The sequence below is a fragment of the Sphingobacterium sp. UBA5639 genome (genome assembly GCF_002421245.1).
In the GTDB taxonomy this organism is placed as follows: domain Bacteria; phylum Bacteroidota; class Bacteroidia; order Sphingobacteriales; family Sphingobacteriaceae; genus Sphingobacterium; species Sphingobacterium multivorum.
Window position 1 is genome coordinate 179,756 of sequence record NZ_DIJR01000006.1, and the last position, 19,617, is coordinate 199,372.

Genomic DNA, 19,617 nt, shown 5'->3' on the forward strand with positions numbered 1-19,617 from the left:
AATCTAACCTAAACCCAACGATCGCTATGAAAAAGGTCACCATTATCGGAAGCGGTAATATCGGTCTTTCTTTGGCAAAAGGACTTGTAAAAAGTGAATTTGCCCATGCTGCCGATATTACCTTGACGAGGAGAAATTTGAATGCACTGGCCGAAGAAGCGCGCCAAGGCTTCTCAATAAGTAATGATAATAAACTCGCTGTAAAGGGGGCTGATATTGTTGTTTTCGCAATCCTACCTCAACAACTAAAAAAGGTATTGGTGGAAGTGGCTCCTGTAATTGAAAAGACCAATCAGATTTTTGTCTCTATTGTGTCGGGAGTTTCTTGTGCCGATTTAAAAGCAGAGTTGGGGGCAGATGCCACAGTGATACGAGCAATGCCTAATACGGCAATTGCAATAGCGCAATCAATGACGTGTATCGCCAGCGACAATGCTTCAGACGACAGTTTGAAGGAGGTTGAGAAAATGTTTGAAACTGTTGGTTCAGTCGTTGTTATTAATGAGGACCTAATGACATCGGCGACGGCATTGTGTGCTTGCGGTATTGCATTTTTCCTACGTGCGATCCGTGCTGCTTCACAAGGTGGAGTTGAAATCGGATTTCATGCGCATGATGCATTAAAGATGGCGGTTCAAACTGCAAAAGGCGCTGCTGATTTGTTATTGCACACCAATGCTCATCCAGAAGGAGAGATTGATAAGGTAACATCACCGAAGGGCTGTACAATAGCGGGATTGAACGAAATGGAACATAATGGTTTTAGTTCTGCTTTTATAAAAGGAATTAAACTATCTGCGGATAAAGCAGGAGGACTATACCATGAAGGATAAGCAGGGCTTATTTGAAGATGCTCTGGCCCTTTTAAAACAATTAATTGGACTATCGTCTTTAAGTAAAGAGGAAGAGTTCACAGCGGATTTAATTGTTCGCTTCTTTCAGGAGCGTGATATCAAAACACATCGAAAAGGCAATAATGTCTGGGTATATAACGCTCATTATGATAGCACCAGACCTACGATATTACTCAACTCCCATCACGATACAGTAAAACCAAATACAGGTTATACAAGAGATCCTTTGGCGGCGACTGTAGAGGAAGGTAAATTGTACGGATTGGGGAGCAACGATGCCGGAGGCTGTTTGGTATCATTGATAGCTACATTTTTGTATTTTTACCAGCAGACGGACTTGAAGTATAACTTCTGTCTTGTCGCTAGTGCCGAAGAAGAGATCTCAGGTAAGAACGGTGTAGAATCTGTTTTGGATGATATCGGTTCAATTGATTTTGCAATTGTGGGTGAACCTACCTTATTGGATTTGGCAATTGCAGAAAAGGGACTGATGGTGTTGGATTGTACAGCATTAGGGACAGCTGGACATGCCGCACGTAATGAGGGCGATAATGCAATCTACAAAGCGATTAGGGATATTGAATGGTTTCAAAATTATACGTTTGAAAGGACTTCGTCAACCTTAGGCCCGATTAAGATGTCGGTGACAGTAATTCAGGCGGGATCACAACATAATGTGGTACCGGCTACTTGTAACTTTGTTGTCGATGTCAGAACCACAGATGCTTATTCGAATGAAGAGACGTTGGATATTATCAAGTTTCATGTCAAATCAGAGGTCACAGCGAGATCAACGCGTCTGAAGTCTTCTTCCATTCCTGAAACGCATCCAATTGTCAAAGCAGGTGTTACACTGGGGCGTGCCGTCTATGGATCGCCGACGATGAGCGATCAGGCTCTTATTCCTGTCCCTTCTCTGAAGTTGGGACCTGGTGATAGCGCAAGGTCGCATATGGCGGATGAGTTTATCTATATCGATGAAATTAGAGCAGGGATCGATCTCTATATCGAAATGTTAGAACAGATAGTATAAAAAAAGCTTCCATTTTTATGGAAGCTTTTTTTATACTAGACTAAGCTGATTTGACGTTTGATACTCTCTTCGAGAGAGATGATCGTCTCGGTACGTTGAATCCCAGGTACGGATTGAATATCTTCATTCAATACTTTTCTGAGGTGAACTGTATCTCTACAGATGATTTTTGCAAAAATACTGTATTGGCCAGTACAATAATGTAATTCGACCACTTCTTTGATTTCTTTCAATTTATCTACCGCATCTGCATATTGTGAACCTTTTTCAAGATAGATACCCAAAAAGGCCGTGATATCAAATCCGACTTTTTGAGGATTGATAATTAGATTTGACCCTCTAATGATACCTAGTTCTTCCATCTTCTTCATTCTAACGTGAATTGTACCACCTGATACAATTAGCTTTTTTGCTATTTCTGTATAAGGAATAGAGGCATCGTTCATTAGAATAGACAAGATTTGGATATCCAAATTGTCTAGATCATAGTTTGCATATTGATTTTCCATTAACAATGGTTTTTGTGTTCATTAATTGGCCGTTGCATCAAAATCGGACCAATAGCTAAAATAATTAAATTTATTTCAAAATTACTAAGAATTTTCGGTTTATAGATGTAAATTTAATAAAAAATACTTATTCATATTGATAATGTTATATGTTTTTGATTGAAAGTGATTATAATTGTTTCATGGTGATCTTATTATAGGTTAAGTGATTGTTTTCATGTTTGATATCAGGATTATGATAAATTAATTTAGTATTGCCTTTTTAAGAAGTAGGAAATGCAGTTGGCCTATTAACAATCTAATCAGTTCGTATTTAGCGGTTGTTAGGTTAAAAATGTAGCCAACCGTGTGATGTTTGAATAAACGAAAAATCAAATACGGAATAGCGATGGAAGAAGTTCAAGATGTAAAGATTTCGAAAAAGAAGCCGATTTTTGAAGTAGGGGAAGGACTTCATAAATACCTTAAGCTGTATCAGCGAGATGAAAAATTGCCTATAGGATATAAGGATCTACTGAATTTTACGGAGACAGTACCTGTTATGGATAAATTTGGCAACGATACTTTTTGGGAGACTCCACTGTATCCACAATATCTCATTGACCAATTATATGACGGGTTGAAGGTGATTTATGCTAAATTGAAAGCATCAGGTAATACGCGAATCGTCCAGCATAAATATATTGATCGTGTCGAGTACTGCGGCTTTGGCAATACGAAACCCTTTCGTATTCGTATCGTGAACCGTTTAAATGATGTGTATGATTATTTTTACATCAAGCAGGCCGATGCATCAAGAATATATGGACTGGAGTTGGAAGAAATATTGTCGCCCAATCAGGTGAATTATATGGTAGACCATGATACCTTGGTTGAGGAACATATTGTTGGAATTCCGGGAGACACTTTTTCGAAAACACGTATGTTCTCGCCTGATTATAATCTGACCCGGATTTCCAAAGAATTTGTCAAGTTTAATGAGCGATGTATTATTACGTTGTTGGGGGATATGCGGGCATACAATTTCGTGATGCAGATTACACCAGATTTTGATGATTTCCAGTTTCGAATTCGGGCAATAGATTTTGACCAGCAGTTTTATGAAGGAAATCCGAAGGTATATATGCCGCAATTTTTTAAGGAGAATCTTCCCTATGTCAAACTGGCGATGGAACATCTCAATGAAAAAACAGTACTGCAATACCAACAAGAGGAGCGTTCCTCTATTGTGCATAGAGTTCGAAGCGAAAGACATCGGATCGCTGATCTGAGGGATGCCTCGCAAACGCAGGTGCTCTCGACCCAGGAGAATATCAAACAGTTACGTGAGGGCTATGCTGAATTTTATCAGAACAACTCCTACCTCAAGTGTAAAACGATGACGGATATTGTGGAATTGAATGTGAAGAATGTGATTCGTCAGGTGCAAATGTGATTACTTGATTCGATCCTTGTTATCTTTGATAAAGGCGGACCATCCCGTGTACGACTTACTGTTGCCTGATACTGCATTTTTCTGAAACGAGTGGCAGACAGCAATTGCCAATCCGTCGGTGGCATCTAAAAATTGTGGTGTTTCCTCAAATTTTAATAGATTTTTTAGCATAGCGGAAACCTGCTCCTTTGTCGCATTTCCATTTCCTGTAACGGATTGTTTTATCTTTCTTGGAGAATATTCAAAGATCGGAATATCTTGCGCCAGCGCCGCCGCCATAGCAACACCTTGAGCTCGCCCTAGTTTGAGCATGACCTGTATGTTTTTGCCATAAAATGGTGATTCAAGGGCTACGCAGTCGGGATTATATTCCTGCATTAAAGCCGAAGTTTTTTTGAAAATACGTTGTAGTTTTAGAGCATGATCGTCTAAATGTCCCATTTTGATGACCCCCATTGAGATCAAGGATATGTTATTGCCAACTTCTTTGATGATGCCATATCCCAGTACAACGGTACCGGGGTCGATCCCTAAAATTATTCTTTCTTTCGCCTTTTCCTTCTGCATATACAATATTACAAATTTTGCGTTTTATTCGCGGATTGCATTCGACAAAACTTAATCATTTGGCTAAAATTTAGTAACATTGCTCTCTAATTATCGAAAGTTGACTGGAAGACAAAAAAAATACATCAGTCTTTTATTGAAGATGCTGGTTTTCGCCCTGGCGACCTGGTATATTGCCGTGAAAGTATCTGATAAAAGTAATATTGCGAAGTTTAAAACCCTAGTAGCAGGTTTAGAACAACATTCTGTTGTTTGGACCCTGGTTTTGATCGTGGTGTTAATGCTTGTAAATTGGTTGCTTGAAGTCGTTAAATGGCAGTATCTTGCCTCTAAACTGGAACGTATTTCATTTTGGCAGGCCTTCCAATCCGTTTTTTGCGGACTTACCTGGGCTATTTTTACTCCCAATAGGATTGGAGAGTATGGTGGACGCGTTCTTTTTTTACAGCCTCAACATCGGGCAAAAGGAGCCGTGGCGATGGGCGTTGGATTATTTGCACAATTGGTGCTCACAAGCGTTGCGGGATCATTAAGTATCGCTTGGTTTATCTGTAAATTTCTCTCAACTCCTTTAACCGTACAATTTGGTGTATGGCTACTTGCAATTATTTATGCCGGAGGATTTGTCATCTTATATTTCAATGTAAAATGGATCGATTTATTGGTCGGCAAAATTAAGTTTTTGAAACGGATTAAGCCTTTCTTTGAAGTATTGGAACACTATTCAATGCGCGAGCTCCGTATTGTTCTTTTAAATTCTTTGGCGCGATTTGTCATTTTTACTTCTCAGTATATCATCTTGATGAAGCTAACGCTACCTGAGTTACCGCTTTTATCCATGGTTCTGATGATTTTTATCCTATTTTTTGTGCAGGCAGCGCTACCTACATTGGATATTTTTGATTTCAGTGTTAGGAGTTTCGTTGCAAGCAATCTATATAGTTATATTACCACACAGGAAATTGCTGTAATGGCTATTGTTTCCTGTATTTGGTTCGTCAATTTGATTCTTCCAGCTATATTTGGTTCTATTTTTGTTTTTAAGATAAATTTTTTCGGTGATACAAATTCTTAACTATTTATTGATCATTTTTGCCTGCGTATACGTAATTCTAGTTTTATGGATGCGCAGAGGCTGGTTCTTGCTTTCGGAGCCTAACAATACTGTTAGGCCAACAATGACTGTATCTGTCATTATCGCAGCGCGGAATGAGGAGTTAAATATTAGGCGCACCATTGAATCGATACTAGGGCAAAATTATCCTAGAGAGCTCCTGGAGTTAATTATTATCGATGACCATTCGGACGATAGTACGTCTTTGATTGTGAAAGAATATGAAGAAAAAGGTGTCAAGCTGATTCAATTGAACGAAAATGGCCGTTTGAATTCCTACAAGAAATTAGCAATTTCAAGAGCGATAGATTGCTGTCATGGCGAAATTATTATCACTACAGATGCTGACTGCCGCATGGGGTCGAACTGGCTAAAGACAGTTATCAGTTCATTTGAGAAAGAAGGTGCCTATCTACAATCTTCTCCAGTAGTGTATTCAGAAGAAAAGAGTTTTTTTGAACGACTGCAGACCCTGGAATTTTTGTATTTGATAGGTTTGGGCGCTGCAGGTATTGGTAATAAAAAACCAACGACCTGTAATGGAGCGAATTTGGCCTATCGAAAGGATATTTTTAAACAAATGGGCGGATTTAAAGGGATTGATGAGCTTGCATCCGGAGATGATGAACTTTTTTTACATAAGGTAGCAGAACAATATCCCGATCGTATAATCTTTTGTAAATCACAAGATGCCGTTGTTTATACAGATGCAAAACCAGATTTGAAATCATTCATTAGTCAGCGTAGACGCTGGGCTTCAAAAAGTACCAAATATAAAAATAAAGGTGTCATCGCATTGGGGATTTCCATTTGGTTTTTCAACTTATTGATATTGGTTGCTGCAGTTCTTGCGCTCTGTGGTGTGAAATTTGTTGCTTGGGTAGTACTGTTCGCGTTGTTATTGAAGATGACTGTCGAATTTCTTTTTATTCAACCTTTAACCAGGTTCGCAAGCAGAAATGAACTCTTATGGTATCTTCCTTTATTAAGCCTGGCTCATATCCTTTATCTAGCTTATATCGGCATATTGGGTAATGTTGGGAAGTATGACTGGAAAGGAAGGCAGGTCAAGTAGCTTACTGCAATTTTTCTACCTTTAGTTTTATAGCTTCCTCAGCTAATTTAACGATCTCTTCAATATTCTTGCCCTCCGTATCCAAAGGATTTAGAACCTCCCAGGTCATATGAAGAAATGGGGTTAATGGATACATCCCATATTGTACCATTTCATATGATCCTGTGATGGCGATAGGAACAACGAGTGCGCTCGGATTCTTCTTTAGTAATGTGGCAATTCCGCCAACATGAAAGGCCTTCATTTTTCCGGTTTTCGATCTTGTTCCCTCTGGAAAAATAAACGCGGACCAGTTTTTGGTTTTCATATTATTGGCAAGCTTCAATATCTCAGCAATAGACTGTTTGGGGTCATTGCGATCTATATTTGCGGCACCACCATGTTTTAAGTTAAAGGAGATGCTAGGTATACCGCTGGCAAGTTCAATTTTAGAAATAAATTTTCCATGAAACCTGCGTAAAAAATAGATCATTGGCGGAATATCAAAGGTGCTTTGGTGATTGGCTACAAAGACTATGGGTTGCCCTGTTGGAATATTTTTATTGTCGATAAACGTCACCCGATTGAATAGGGTGTAATAGCAGGCAACGAGACAGGCATTTAATATATCCACACTCTTTTTGTGTGCATTATATCCACCCAGCTTTAAACATAACCACTGTATAGGGTGGAAGATAATCAAGGATAAACCAAAACAAAACCAAAATATTATAGATAGGAAATAGCCTAAAAACTTCTTCATAAATGTTATTTAATGATACAAATATATCATTAAGCAGTGGTTTTTAAAAAATATTGATTTTATAGTGTTTTGTTTTAATATTATTAATGTTATATTTAATAATATTAATATAGTTATTATTTAATGAAAAAAATACCGGTTGATTGCCCTTGTTGTGAAGCGAAGTTAAAAGTCGCTAAATTGGTGTGTGACTCCTGTGAAACCGAAGTTGTTGGAAAGTTTTCATTACCCGTGTTAATGCAACTTACTGTTGAGGAGCAAGAATTTGTTCTGAATTTTTTGATACACTCAGGAAGTTTAAAGGAAATGGCAAACCAAATGGGAAAATCCTATCCGACAGTTCGTAATATCCTGGATGATCTGATTCAAAAAGTGAAAGCTCTTATGAATAAAAATAGTGTTGGCAGAAATAGAAATATTTAGTGGCGAGGGAAATCGAATGATTGATGAACAAAGAATGATGTCATGATGAAAAATAATACGCTTTTTACCGAAAGCCAATCTTTTTTTAGCTGGTTATTATGTTTGATCCTTTTAACGGTCAGTGTAGCCAGTTTTTCTGTGCACTGGCATGATATCTTGCAGTTGGATTTTGTTCCATTATTTCAATTACCAGGATTTTGGATCAATTTGGTATTGTGGGGGTTATTTGGCATACTACGATTAAAAACTATTATTCGTGAAGATGGAATTGAAGTCTATTTTTTCCCATTTAATTTCTATCGTAAAAGGACGCTTTGGGCAGATATCCGTGCTATTCAGGTACGAAACTATAACCCGATCGGTGAGTTTGGTGGATGGGGATTGAGGAGGGGGGTGAGAGGTCTGGCTTTTTCAGCTCGTGGTAATATGGGGTTGCAACTTACATTGGAAACTGGTAAGATATTACTTATTGGAACCCAAAATCCGGCTGCGATTGAACAGCTGAACTTATCTCAATTCTTAAAAAATGAAAGTTAAACAGATTTTTCAGAATCCATTTGCGGAATTCCCAGAGTGGAAGTTATTCTTTGCTGGTGTTATCGGATTTTTGTTATCAAGCTATGTTATTTATTTATCGGGCCAGCAGTTCAATGGTTTTATGCATTTCTATCAACCGGATAGGGTGATTTCGATATGGGCTGTATTGGGCGTTCATGCCTGTATGGTTTTGGCTCCTTTTACACTTCTTTACGGTACTGGGATGTTATTGAACAGAAAGACCAGAATCATCGATGTCATAAATGTCGTTCTGATTATACCATTTCCGCTCTATCTTGCCTTATTTTTAGGGAAATTGTTAAACCAGGACAAATTTACGGATGAAGTCTTAAAGGCAGTGCAAAGCGACGATCATACATTGGTTGGAGTTGATAAAACGGAGATGCTCTTGTTTGGCATGTTTGGAATCATCAGTTTGTTATTGCTATGCTATCAGTTCTATTTATTGGTTAAGGGTATGAATGTAGCCGTTAATAATAAGAAGATTGGAATCAGTATGGTATTTGTGGCATTATATTTTATATTGGATTTATGCATACAGTTTAATTTCTAGTAAAAAACGACAATGAGAAAAATTTTATACCTATTTATCATTTGTTTTCATTTTTCATGTACCCATGCGCAGACATTTGATGGCTCATGGAAGGGCGAGGTTGAGGTTTCAGGGCAGAAGCTGCTACTGGTATTCAATATTCAAAAAGATAGTGCAGGGAAGTGGAATGGTACCTTTGAGAGTCCGATGCAAACAGCGCAGAAATTTCCAATCAATCAAATACGTATTCAACACGATTCCATTTGGATGGATGTTAAGAATATAGGTCTTCTGTATGCGGGCTTTTTGGATCGGGATAAAGATGTTATGAAAGGGGTGATGAAACAAGGCCCCTTTGAATCTGCTATGATTTTAGTACGAAGCGAGAATGAACAGAGTGGGCTTTCTCGTAAGCAGGATGTTTTTCCTCCTTATAGCTATACGGAAGAGGAAGTTTCGTTTAAAAATAGTGCCGGCAATGCAGTTCTTACGGGCTCTCTGACTTATCCTAAAAATGGTGGACCATTCCCCGCATTGGTGTTGGTCAACGGTAGCGGTCAGCAGAATAGGGATTCTGAAGTGTTTGGTCACAGGCCATTTAAGGTGCTTGCAGATCATCTTACCAAAAACGGTTTTGCTGTATTACGTTACGATGATCGAGGGGTAGGCGGCTCTAAAGGAGAAGTGAATTTAGCGACAACAATTGATTTTGCCTCTGATGCCAATGCTGCAGTTGATTTTCTCAGCAAAAAAGCTATAGTAGATGTGGATAAAATCGGAATGATCGGGCATAGTGAGGGAGCCCTAATTGCCGAAATAGTGGCATCCGAGAACAGTAAGGTAAAGTATATTGCACTTTTGTCTGGCCCAGTGATCAAAGGAGATTCTTTACTGATCTTACAGAGTTATGCTTTAGGAAAAGCGGGCGGATTATCTGAAGCAGCATTACAGATCAATAAAGCAAATAATCGAAGATTGTATACTATTCTATTGGAAGATGCGCCACCAAAGGCATTGGCCGAATCGTTGGAAAAAGAACTTATTCAGCAAAATAACGGTAATCCCCTGACTGCTGATATGAAAATTAAACTCAGTCCAATGATGAGCCCCTGGTTTAGAACGTTTCTTCGTATCGATCCGGCTTATTATCTGAAGCAGCTAAAAATACCGGTTTTTGCTTCATTTGGCGGAAAGGACGTCCAAGTTCCTGCAAATGAAAACATTTATTGTCTCCAACACCTGCACTTAAAGACTACTGACCTCACCATTAAGGATTATCCCAATTTGAATCACCTTTTTCAGCATGCGCAAACTGGAAAAATCGAAGAATATTTTGAAAACTCAGAGAGTTTTAATGAACAATTGATGGATGACCTTACAAAATGGCTTAAATTGAAGACAAATTGATTTAATAAACTGAAGGCCGCGAGTTTTAGTATTTCTTTCCGGATCAAATAGGGGTAAAAGATCAGGGCCATTTAATGTTCTATTAAATGGCCCTGACTATATTACACCAACCTGACTATATTACACCAACCTGACTATATTAGATCAAGGGATATTTTTTTGAAGGGCTTTCCAATTAAGGTGTTGTATTGGCTACAGGAAGTATTTTCCCATTGAAATAGTGATGTCCATTTTGAGCGAACTCTGCAATATAGCGTCCCATTTCAAAGGCTAAAGTACCCGCTTCAACACCCGGAAAAGCAGCCTCGAACATTTCGGTCTGAGCAGATCCTAAGGCTAGACAGTTCACTTTGATTCCTTTTTCCTTAAACTCCTCCGCTAAGCATTCTGTAAGCACTGCTAATGCGGCTTTGCTGGTTGAATATGCCGAAAGTCCGGGAAACTTCAATGATCCCTGAAATCCCCCCATACTGCCAATATTGACAATATGTGAGCCTGATGGCATCATGGGAACAACGTTTTGTATCATATTTACATGTCCCAATACATTGGTTTGTAGCATTTCAGCAAAATCCTTTCCATCAGTTTCCATAAATGGCTTATTGATGAGTGCTCCAGCATTGTTTATCAAGATATCAACCTTATCAAATTTTGATTGGATGAAGGGAACAAGTGTAGTATAGTCATCGTAGACAATATCAAATTGAGCCGGGTATAAGGTGCCGCCATCATAGTTGAGCTGACCTGCAATTTCATGAAGTTTTCTCAGTTTGTCTGCTGATCTAGCCAAAGCAATGACTTTGTTGTCCTTTTTAGAGGTCAAATCCAACACCGCTTCAAATCCAACACCACTGCTTGCACCTGTAATAATAATATTTGCCATGTTTATTCTTCTAGTTTTTGACTTTGTTCAACTTCTTCTGCGGAAGGTAATTTGTCCTCTCCAATTGCTTGCGGATGAAAGATAAAATAAATTCCTGAAAGCGCGACGAGAGCGGAAATAATATAAAATAACAAGGTGATTAAAACCGCATTGTGTGAGTCGACGTGGAATATGCCCGCTCCCCACATGATCACAAGCTCACGCATCCCTAAACCACCCACTGAAAACGGAATGATCGAAACAAGAGAAGATGCAAGGAATAAAAATAGGTAAGGAGAAAATTTGCCGCTAAATCCTAGTGCATAAAGGATAAGAATTGCTGCAATAACTTGCATGGATTGCACACCGATTGCTTTTAAATGGGCTATTAAAAATGTAGCCTTGTATTCTTTAAAGAACTTGGTTACGATAAAGTAATAGAGAACGCTCCCTATTATAAATAGAATAACGGTCAGATAGTTTGGAATTCCGAGTTGTGGCATATAAGTAACTAGCGCTGCAATGATGAGGCACAGTGCCCATAATCCACTTAATCTATCTAAAAATAAGGCCGTAAATAATTTTCGTCCTTTAATATTGAATCGTTTCCTGAGGAAGAATATTTTATAACCATCTCCGCCAACACCGCCTGGTAAAATGAGGTTGTAAAATAGGCCAAGTTGATACAGTTTTAAATTATATTTTTCCGTAACATCTAAACCGATTGCCTTTAAAAAAGTCAATAAGCGCGAAGAAGAAATAAAAATTGAGATACTATAAGCAACTAAAGCAAAGAATAGATAGAGAGGATTGGAGTTGATGACGGCTTCTTTCAGATCCTTTAGCGATACCTTGCTAAATACCCAGTATAAGGCTCCTACAGTAACGACAATCTTTGCTATATTTTTGGCTATTTTGAGCCCCTTTTTTTTATCCATATAAATTATACATCCAATCTTGTTCGGCTGTAATTAGCGTTTTGGAGAATCCAAAGTTAGAAACTTTGGCGAATTGTGCAATTGGGCTTAAGCAATCGTTGGGTAAATTCTTGAATACAATAATATCAAATATAAAATACCAAAGATAGTAGCAAGAGAAAATAGCCAATTTAGGTCAATTCTGTTATATTTGTGCTTGAGCACAGCGATCATTAATCCAATGATGAAGCAAAATAACAAGATAGGAGCTATGAGTGCTATCTTGTTCGTAAAAGCAAGGCTGATTTGATTCAATTTGCTTTTTGCTTCCTGTCCTAAAAAAAGCGGATAAGAAGCAAAGGCCAATAAAATGATAAATAACCTTAACAGCGTTTTTGCGATTATTTTGCTTATGGTATGATTTTTGGCTGTAATCTTCATGATTTGTGGATTAATTTACCCCAAAAATACAATTTGAAATTAAAATTTATACATATGAATCGATTCGTTTTATCATTAGCAACTGTTTTTGCTACGGTGACCTTATTTTCTTGTGGAGCACAAAAGCAAGGTACATCAACTGGAAATCCTTCTTCCAATACGAGTGCAGCTTCTGGTCCTAGCGCTTCGGATTGGAAATCCGCGGTAAAAGGAACGTGGACATTGAATACAATCGATAGAGAGAATTTACCTTCTTCATTCACGATCAAAAGTGTATTTGAAGAGGCTCCGGCAGAATGTTTCGTAGGTAGTACATGGAATTTTATTGGAAATGGGAAAGGATCAATTACATTTAATGCGCAAGGAACTTTATGTGCTCCAGGAGCATCACGTGAGATTTTTTGGTCTATCTATAACCCTGGAAAAGGCTTAGGAGAGCCTCAGTTTCAATTTAAAAAGATTTATGCGGGCGATAAGGCGAAAAATGTCACAACAGGTTACCGCTTAGATTTATCTTATTCTGATGGGAATAAATTAGTTATGCGTATGCCATTGACTGTTGCGAATGGAGAAGCCTATCTAGTTTTTAACTTTACGCGCTCAAACTAAACGTAAACGATAAAAAAAGAATAACAGAAAGCTATAGGAATTCCTATGGCTTTTTTTGTTTAAAATTTAATACTTTTACACTCCCAATTCATTATGATTTATTTGAGCTGTAGACGGATGAGTTTACGAATACGGTGACCGGCAAGTATTGAATGATAATCTTGTGCGTAGCTAAATTAATCGCGGATAAACTAATTGTATGTATGGATATGGGATAAATATCTAACGATTTCGTCAGGTATTGCTTAATCTAGAGAGAAACATGGCTGAACAAAACACGAAAACTGCTTTAATAACAGGTATAACAGGACAAGATGGTGCCTATCTAGCAGAATTCCTATTGAAGAAAGGATACAAAGTACACGGTTTAAAACGCCGCAGCTCTTTATTCAATACTGATCGTATTGACCATCTTTATCAAGATCCTCATCTCGACAATCGAAATTTCACATTGCATTTTGGTGATTTGACGGATTCAACCAATTTGATTCGTATTATACAAGAAACACAGCCTGACGAGATTTACAATCTTGCGGCACAATCTCACGTAAAGGTTAGTTTTGATACGCCAGAATATACTGCTAATGCAGATGGTATCGGTACATTGCGGATTCTTGAGGCGGTCAGATTATTGGGAATGATCGAAAAAACCCGTATTTATCAGGCTTCCACTTCCGAATTGTATGGATTGGTGCAAGCGGTTCCACAAAGTGAAACAACACCCTTTTATCCACGAAGTCCGTATGCTGTAGCAAAAATGTACGGTTATTGGATTACTGTAAATTACCGTGAAGCTTATAAGATGTATGCCTGTAATGGTATTTTATTTAATCACGAGAGCCCTGTAAGAGGAGAAACTTTTGTGACACGTAAAATTACCAGGGCTGTGGCAAAAATCGCGCTAGGGCTGCAAGATAAATTATATCTTGGTAATCTGTCCGCACAACGTGACTGGGGGCATGCCAAAGATTATGTAGAAGCAATGTGGTTGATTCTACAACAAGAAACCGCAGAAGATTTTGTGATTGCTACAGGTGTGACAACAACTGTTAGGGATTTTGTTCGCATGGCTTTTGCAGAATTGGGAATTGAAATTGAGTTCAGTGGCAAGGGAGAGCAGGAGAAGGGGGTAATTATCGATATTGACGAGGAACGCTTAGCTCAGTTAAATATTGATAAGTCGCTGATTAAATTCGGTCAGACTGTTGTCAAAGTTGATCCGGCATATTATAGGCCAACTGAAGTCGATTTACTTATTGGTGATCCGACAAAAGCAAATACAAAACTTGGATGGACGCCAAAATATGATCTTCAGATGTTGGTAACAGACATGGTACAATCCGATCTTCATCTGATGAGAAAGGAAGAATACTTAAAACAAGGCGGATTTGAAACCTTGAATTATTTTGAATAATTCATAATTGGTAAAAAAAAATAAAACTGGAATAATTTTTGTTTAAACATTCAATAGTATAAATTTATAGATTTATACCTATGAAAATGACAGTATATTATGATAAATTCAGAAGTTGTTTCGAGTAAGAAAGAAGAAGAAAAGAAGAAAGATTCTTCGAAGATTTACTTCTTTATCATTGCGATAGCAGCATTACTTGCAACAAACATATATTTTTATGTCAAGTTTAAGACCAATGGTGAAAAGGTCTATACACTTACAGTAGAAAAAGAAAATCTGCAGGTACAAATCGATCGTATTGAAGCTGAATTGGATAAAATTGATGTAGAAAATGTCCAATTGACGCCAGAGATGACTGTGCAGAAGGATGATTCTAGGGCGGAGATCGCAGTACTTCGTAAAAAGCTTGAAAATAAAAGTATTACTCCAAAAGATATTGATGATGCACAGCACAAGATCAATCAGCTTAAGAAGCAGGTGGATACTTATCGTGTAAATGTGCAACGGCTGATTCAGGAAAATCAAATTTTATCGAAGCAAAACTCCAATTTGAGCGAATCTGTAGTTGAAAAAGAAAAACAAATTACTTCTTTAGTTACATCAAATTCGGACCTGAAAGAGAAAGTTGCAACTGCTTCAGCATTGAAGGTTTCAAGTATCAGTATAAATGGACTTGAAGTCAAAAAGAATGGAAAGGAAGTCGTAGAAGAACGTGCTAAAAAAATCGATAAGTTAAAAATCAACTTTACCGTTGCTGATAATCCGTTAGCTAAAAGTGGAGAACGTGATATATATGTCAGAATTATCGATCCACAGGGAAATCTGGTCGTGCAAGGTGATAATATTTTCTATGTACATGGAGAGAAATTGCAATATACCTTTAAACACAATATTTTATTTACCAACAAAGGTGAAGATTATATCGTCTATTGGGCAGCAGAAGAGGGGTTCTCAAAAGGGGCCTATACGGTTTTGCTATATGAAGATAATGCAATCATGGGACGATCTACGGTTGTGTTACGTTAAAAATAAATGAACTATTAAACAAAAAAGCTCTTNNAAGAGCTTTTTTGTTTAATAGTACGCTGTTTGTGTTAGGCTGATCCTTGGAACGTCGTAAGAATAGGACTATTCCCATTTATCGTTCAGTTTTATGTAATCAATGTTTGAGATATAAGGAGCCTAACTGAACGCCCTAGTTTTATTTACATTACTTGAATGTGGTAGCCTCTTATTTATGTACTTGGAACGGCTCATCTTATTATTTAGATGCTTTGGGTGCAGTATCCTATCCGCTTTCTTGGATGTCTGATTACAGTTGATTTAAGATTCTATCTGTTGCAAAGGAAGCAGTATATGAAACGTTGTACCTTCGCCTTCTACAGTCTCAAAATAGATTTGCCCGTTACAGGCTTCAATTGTCTTTTTGACAAGAACTAGTCCTAAACCGTTTCCGGAACTCTTTGTCGTGAAATTAATCTGGAAAATTTTATCCTGCATCTCTTTGGGAATCCCATAACCGTTGTCTTTGATATCTATCTTGACAAATTTGTCTGAGTAGCGTTCAATGGAAATCTCGATCTTCATGTTTTTTCGTCCATAACCGCCCTCAATCGCATTTTTTATCAAATTATTGAAGGTTCTTAATAGCTCATTACCATCTGCTTTAACGATAAGGGTTCTGTGATCCGCATTGTTAATGAGACGAATACTTACATTTGGTGTATTGTTGTACAAGGAAATGGACTTTGTTACTTTCTCTACAATATTGATGTTTTCCATTACCGTATTTGGGAATTTTGCAAAATGTGAAAATTCTGAGGCAATATGCGTCAATGCATCGATTTGTTCGATGAATGAAGTGGAGAATTTATTGAAGCGATCCGGAAATTTAGGGTCCTCGTCTTTGTAAGATCTACGGAGTTGCTGAATGCCTAATTTCATTGGTGTCAACGGATTTTTGATTTCATGGGCAATCTGTTGAGCCATCTCACGCCAAGTTGATTCTCGCTCGGTATCTTTGATCTTATTAGCATAGTCCTCCAGCTTTATGATCATAAGATTATATTCTTTGATCAATGTACCTATTTCATCATTTCGTTGCCAAAACAGAGGCTCGTTGGGCTGCCCCAGGCGTAGTTGTGAAATCTTCTTACTGATGATGCTCAATGGATTGGTGACACTGTTGGCCACAAACGTCGCATAAAATCCAAAGCCTATAATAATCAGCGAATAAATGTTCACTATGGTATTTAAAAGAAGATTCTTATTGATATTTTCTTCCTTCTGAAGTGAGAAGTTTGGTATACCTATATAAGCCAGTGTATTATAGTTTTTATCCCTGATGGTGGCGTAGCTGGTCTCAAATTGGAAAGTGCCAATACGCTCATCTTCAATTGTCTCCGATTTTTTTAAGATGGAAAGATTTTTCAGTGCAGCCGGATTAATGAAAGTAGAGAAAAGCTCCAGATCGTAGATTCTACGCTGCGAACTGTAAAGTAACCTGCCTGATTTGGAATAAAGATTGAAGTCTTTGGAAATTGTTTCGGATAATGTCTTGAGAATACTAATCAGCTGCGTTTCGGTGGATGTTTCATCTGTGTAGGTCAACATATTTTCCATCCGTTTACCCAGCTCGATAATAAAGCGCTCTTTACTTGCTTTATTGTTATTATAAAGCTGCTTGTTGATACTTATATATGAAATTACCGCTGAAATAAGAATAGCCAGAATTACCGATGAGATGATGGAAGTCTGAATACGTGTAGAGTACTGTATTTTATTTACTATTTTGTAGAACTGATACTTTAAATTACGGAAAGTTAGCTTGGTATTTTTAAGAAAGATATAGAGTGATTTTATGAAATGGAAAAGCATGAAAATCATAAAAAATACCAAGAACAGAAATGAAGTCGTCGCTAGATAATCCCAAAAAGAAGGTTTTTGTTTACTGATAACGTATGTAGAGAATTTATTGGCAACATAAGCCATATGTAGGTATGCATCTCGGTCGAGTACTTGAATATATTCCCCTGGAACACCTTTCAGCCCCCTCAAATTGTTCTCGTAAGTATATTTCCCAAACTGTGTTATTAAGGAGCCGCCTTTATAGAGGGCTATCGAATAATCTCCTTTATTATAATATTGCGAATTGTTAATCCGCATATCGGTAAGGATTTCGGGATAGGGAACCGTATAGCTAAAATCTTTATTGGAAAGATTGACGATAACATTGACAATTCTATTTTGGTCAATGGTGACAGGGATGATGGAGAAGTATTCATGCGTACCTAATTCCGCACTGGAACGGTAAAAGTTCTGCGTGACTTTTATCGACTTGTTGATTACTTTTTCTCGATATTCATTGATCTTATTCTGACTGGCTGGATTGAGCGGAATATTATTCTGATCATAATAATATGCTTTGAACTCATATTTGGAAAGATAGCCACTAAAGTACTTTTTCTTGATGAAATCGTTGATCCCCTCAGTATTGGTATAGGGGAGACTGATATTAAATAGGTGTTTTAATTCTTGATCGTTTGCTAGGCTACTTTCAATATCGGAGAACAATGAAACAGCATTGACATCATCTTCTGATTGTAGGTTACTCAATAAGATCTTCATGTCAATTAAGTTCCGTTCCTGATAGAAACGAGCGTGCGTGATTGCACTTATGATTGCCCAAAGTATCAGTACGGCGATATAATTTGTTAATATATGTCGGTCGAAATACTTCTCGCCAAATGATTTAATCAGGATGATCAGTGCAAGTAACAAATTGACCAGGCTATTTTTCTCAATATAAAAGGAAATGATCAGGATGACAAAAATGACACATGCCAGTTGAATGTTGAGTAGCTGCGTCGGTTTTAACTCTAATTTTTTAAGAAAAAATAGGACAAGATCAATGTAGATGCTCAAGGCCAAAATACCCATGCCAACAATGCCTAAATCTACCCAACTTAGGAAATGTAAATCGACAAGTTTTGTGAAATCAAAATAGATGTTGTTAGAGTGCGTAATCAGGGTACCAGCGATGTCATACAATAGACCGAACGACAGGTATATACTTAGAATAAATCCGATTGCGATAGGAATTCTGAAGAACCGGATGTTCTTTATCTTGTCGAAATTGAGCTCTTTGCGAATTGAATAGATAAATAGAATCAACCATAACACCAATATGGTGGTGGACATCACGGACCATATATTGGGGAAGAAGCGATTGTAAGCGTAATTGCGCGAATCGAAAATTGAAAATGTCGCGTTTTCGGACAGCAGATTCCATTTAAGATCGGCAAATTTGACGAGGCTAAATACCGATAATAGCAGTAATGCAGACCACCAGGCCCTTCCTGTCTTGGCCATATGTAGGCAGAGACTATTGAAGAAGATCAGTAATGCGATCCAGGCAAGTAGCCAACAGAAGAATTGCAAAATCGTATAGGCATTTTCATGCTCTCCGTCTTTTAGCTTAACAGAGAATAGATAAGACCCTTCATTGCTATAGATATTTTTAATGGTGACCGTGTCTGTATAGGAGGCAATGTCGATATTTCGAGAGTCGAAGAAGTTCCTCCGCAATGAGCTATTTAAATAGGGGTTGTTGTTATTTGTATAGCCTTTTACAATAATATAGGCGAGTATACTGATATTGCCAATTGTTTTTTTTCGAACAACGTAAGAACGGTTATCATCCTGAATAAAATTGGATTTTTCCGGAAATCCCTGATCTGTAATTGGCACAAATAAATGCGTGCTCCACATCTTCGGTTCATGGTCCTTAAAGAGAAATAAATAAACCTTCTCATTGGTTTTGAACTTTTCAAATGCCTGATAAACTGCTATTGGGTACTGATCGTAGTTTTTAAATGTTTTGAGCAGGAGTGAATCATTAAAAATTCGGTCGACTTTTTTCTCTTGTTGAGCGATATAATCATTGAGTGATTTTGTATCAATGTCCAGTATTTCCTTATTGGTAACAGATTCTTTAATGGTGATAGCTGTTCCTATAAAGCATAAAGTCAAGATAAGTAGGAGTAATCGAATTTTTATACCAGAATTCACGTTCGTCAATTTACATTATTGTAAATATAAAAAAAAGTCCTTGCTTTCTTAGGGC

General features: G+C 37.6%; 19 protein-coding genes. 12 read left to right on the forward strand and 7 right to left on the reverse strand.

Annotation, left to right across the window (positions count from 1 at the left end; translation table 11 throughout):
• The first annotated feature begins 26 nt into the window (after positions 1–26).
• Together proC and B4Z90_RS06560 are read left to right on the forward strand one after the other, a co-directional pair.
• Positions 27–833 carry a pyrroline-5-carboxylate reductase gene (gene proC, locus B4Z90_RS06555; RefSeq protein WP_286754814.1) on the forward strand — a complete coding sequence of 269 codons (807 nt, stop codon included), beginning with the start codon at positions 27–29 and terminating at the stop codon, positions 831–833.
• Positions 823–1,887: a M20 family metallo-hydrolase gene (locus B4Z90_RS06560; protein ID WP_286767382.1), complete on the forward strand. Its 1,065-nt coding sequence runs from the start codon at positions 823–825 to the stop codon at positions 1,885–1,887. The genes proC and B4Z90_RS06560 overlap by 11 nt, the downstream gene beginning before the upstream one ends.
• Positions 1,888–1,922: 35 nt before the next feature.
• Here the strand turns inward: B4Z90_RS06560 and B4Z90_RS06565 are convergent, their stop codons facing one another.
• Positions 1,923–2,396, reverse strand: a complete 474-nt coding sequence (locus tag B4Z90_RS06565; protein WP_046674894.1) for an Lrp/AsnC ligand binding domain-containing protein — start codon at positions 2,394–2,396, stop codon at positions 1,923–1,925.
• 388 nt (positions 2,397–2,784) lie between these two features.
• Between B4Z90_RS06565 and B4Z90_RS06570 the strand changes: the two genes are divergently transcribed.
• Positions 2,785–3,831 carry a hypothetical protein gene (locus B4Z90_RS06570; RefSeq protein WP_046674895.1) on the forward strand — a complete coding sequence of 349 codons (1,047 nt, stop codon included), beginning with the start codon at positions 2,785–2,787 and terminating at the stop codon, positions 3,829–3,831.
• On the opposite strand, the gene ruvC is transcribed toward B4Z90_RS06570, so the two are convergent.
• Positions 3,832–4,398: a crossover junction endodeoxyribonuclease RuvC gene (gene ruvC, locus B4Z90_RS06575; RefSeq protein ID WP_046674896.1), complete on the reverse strand. Its 567-nt coding sequence runs from the start codon at positions 4,396–4,398 to the stop codon at positions 3,832–3,834.
• A 100-nt stretch (positions 4,399–4,498) separates the two neighbouring features.
• Between ruvC and B4Z90_RS06580 the strand changes: the two genes are divergently transcribed.
• The gene (locus tag B4Z90_RS06580) at positions 4,499–5,473 is read left to right on the forward strand and encodes a lysylphosphatidylglycerol synthase domain-containing protein (RefSeq protein WP_070570381.1); all 975 of its coding nucleotides are present in this window, start codon (positions 4,499–4,501) and stop codon (positions 5,471–5,473) included.
• Positions 5,457–6,587: a glycosyltransferase family 2 protein gene (locus B4Z90_RS06585; RefSeq protein ID WP_070570379.1), complete on the forward strand. Its 1,131-nt coding sequence runs from the start codon at positions 5,457–5,459 to the stop codon at positions 6,585–6,587. Before B4Z90_RS06580 ends, B4Z90_RS06585 begins: the two co-directional genes overlap by 17 nt.
• Position 6,588: 1 nt before the next feature.
• Here B4Z90_RS06585 and B4Z90_RS06590 read toward each other — a convergent pair whose 3' ends face one another.
• A complete protein-coding gene (locus tag B4Z90_RS06590; protein WP_286801606.1) occupies positions 6,589–7,329 on the reverse strand; it encodes a lysophospholipid acyltransferase family protein in 741 nt (246 codons plus the stop codon).
• A 123-nt stretch (positions 7,330–7,452) separates the two neighbouring features.
• On the opposite strand from B4Z90_RS06590, the gene B4Z90_RS06595 reads away from it, so the two are divergent.
• The 4 genes from B4Z90_RS06595 to B4Z90_RS06610 are packed head-to-tail and all read left to right on the forward strand — an operon-like array spanning position 7,453 to position 10,249.
• The gene (locus B4Z90_RS06595) at positions 7,453–7,752 is read left to right on the forward strand and encodes a DUF2089 family protein (RefSeq protein ID WP_112373913.1); all 300 of its coding nucleotides are present in this window, start codon (positions 7,453–7,455) and stop codon (positions 7,750–7,752) included.
• 42 nt (positions 7,753–7,794) lie between these two features.
• Positions 7,795–8,289: a hypothetical protein gene (locus tag B4Z90_RS06600; protein ID WP_139145106.1), complete on the forward strand. Its 495-nt coding sequence runs from the start codon at positions 7,795–7,797 to the stop codon at positions 8,287–8,289.
• Positions 8,279–8,863 (forward strand): hypothetical protein, encoded by a 585-nt coding sequence (locus B4Z90_RS06605; protein WP_070570371.1) that lies wholly within the window; start codon positions 8,279–8,281, stop codon positions 8,861–8,863. The genes B4Z90_RS06600 and B4Z90_RS06605 overlap by 11 nt, the downstream gene beginning before the upstream one ends.
• Positions 8,864–8,875: 12 nt before the next feature.
• Positions 8,876–10,249 carry an alpha/beta hydrolase family protein gene (locus B4Z90_RS06610; RefSeq protein ID WP_286801607.1) on the forward strand — a complete coding sequence of 458 codons (1,374 nt, stop codon included), beginning with the start codon at positions 8,876–8,878 and terminating at the stop codon, positions 10,247–10,249.
• A gap of 175 nt (positions 10,250–10,424) precedes the next feature.
• Here the strand turns inward: B4Z90_RS06610 and B4Z90_RS06615 are convergent, their stop codons facing one another.
• The 3 genes from B4Z90_RS06615 to B4Z90_RS06625 all read right to left on the reverse strand — a co-directional run bounded on the left by B4Z90_RS06615 (position 10,425) and on the right by B4Z90_RS06625 (position 12,469).
• The gene (locus B4Z90_RS06615; RefSeq protein ID WP_286801608.1) at positions 10,425–11,132 is read right to left on the reverse strand and encodes an SDR family NAD(P)-dependent oxidoreductase; all 708 of its coding nucleotides are present in this window, start codon (positions 11,130–11,132) and stop codon (positions 10,425–10,427) included.
• Between the two features lie 2 nt (positions 11,133–11,134).
• Positions 11,135–12,049, reverse strand: a complete 915-nt coding sequence (locus B4Z90_RS06620; RefSeq protein WP_070570365.1) for a lysylphosphatidylglycerol synthase transmembrane domain-containing protein — start codon at positions 12,047–12,049, stop codon at positions 11,135–11,137.
• A gap of 87 nt (positions 12,050–12,136) precedes the next feature.
• Complete coding sequence (locus B4Z90_RS06625; RefSeq protein WP_046674904.1) at positions 12,137–12,469, reverse strand: hypothetical protein; 333 nt, start codon at positions 12,467–12,469, stop codon at positions 12,137–12,139.
• Positions 12,470–12,523: 54 nt separating this feature from the next.
• Here B4Z90_RS06625 and B4Z90_RS06630 point away from each other — a divergent pair, with 54 nt between their 5' ends.
• From B4Z90_RS06630 to B4Z90_RS06640, 3 genes are all read left to right on the forward strand, one after another.
• Positions 12,524–13,078 (forward strand): lipocalin family protein, encoded by a 555-nt coding sequence (locus tag B4Z90_RS06630; RefSeq protein ID WP_046674905.1) that lies wholly within the window; start codon positions 12,524–12,526, stop codon positions 13,076–13,078.
• A 262-nt stretch (positions 13,079–13,340) separates the two neighbouring features.
• Positions 13,341–14,492 carry a GDP-mannose 4,6-dehydratase gene (gene gmd, locus B4Z90_RS06635; RefSeq protein WP_046674906.1) on the forward strand — a complete coding sequence of 384 codons (1,152 nt, stop codon included), beginning with the start codon at positions 13,341–13,343 and terminating at the stop codon, positions 14,490–14,492.
• A gap of 99 nt (positions 14,493–14,591) precedes the next feature.
• Positions 14,592–15,518 carry a hypothetical protein gene (locus B4Z90_RS06640; protein WP_112373909.1) on the forward strand — a complete coding sequence of 309 codons (927 nt, stop codon included), beginning with the start codon at positions 14,592–14,594 and terminating at the stop codon, positions 15,516–15,518.
• Positions 15,519–15,815: 297 nt separating this feature from the next.
• On the opposite strand, the gene B4Z90_RS06645 is transcribed toward B4Z90_RS06640, so the two are convergent.
• Positions 15,816–19,562, reverse strand: coding sequence for a HAMP domain-containing sensor histidine kinase (locus B4Z90_RS06645; protein WP_286801609.1), 3,747 nt, complete (start codon positions 19,560–19,562; stop codon positions 15,816–15,818).
• Positions 19,563–19,617 lie beyond the last annotated feature (55 nt).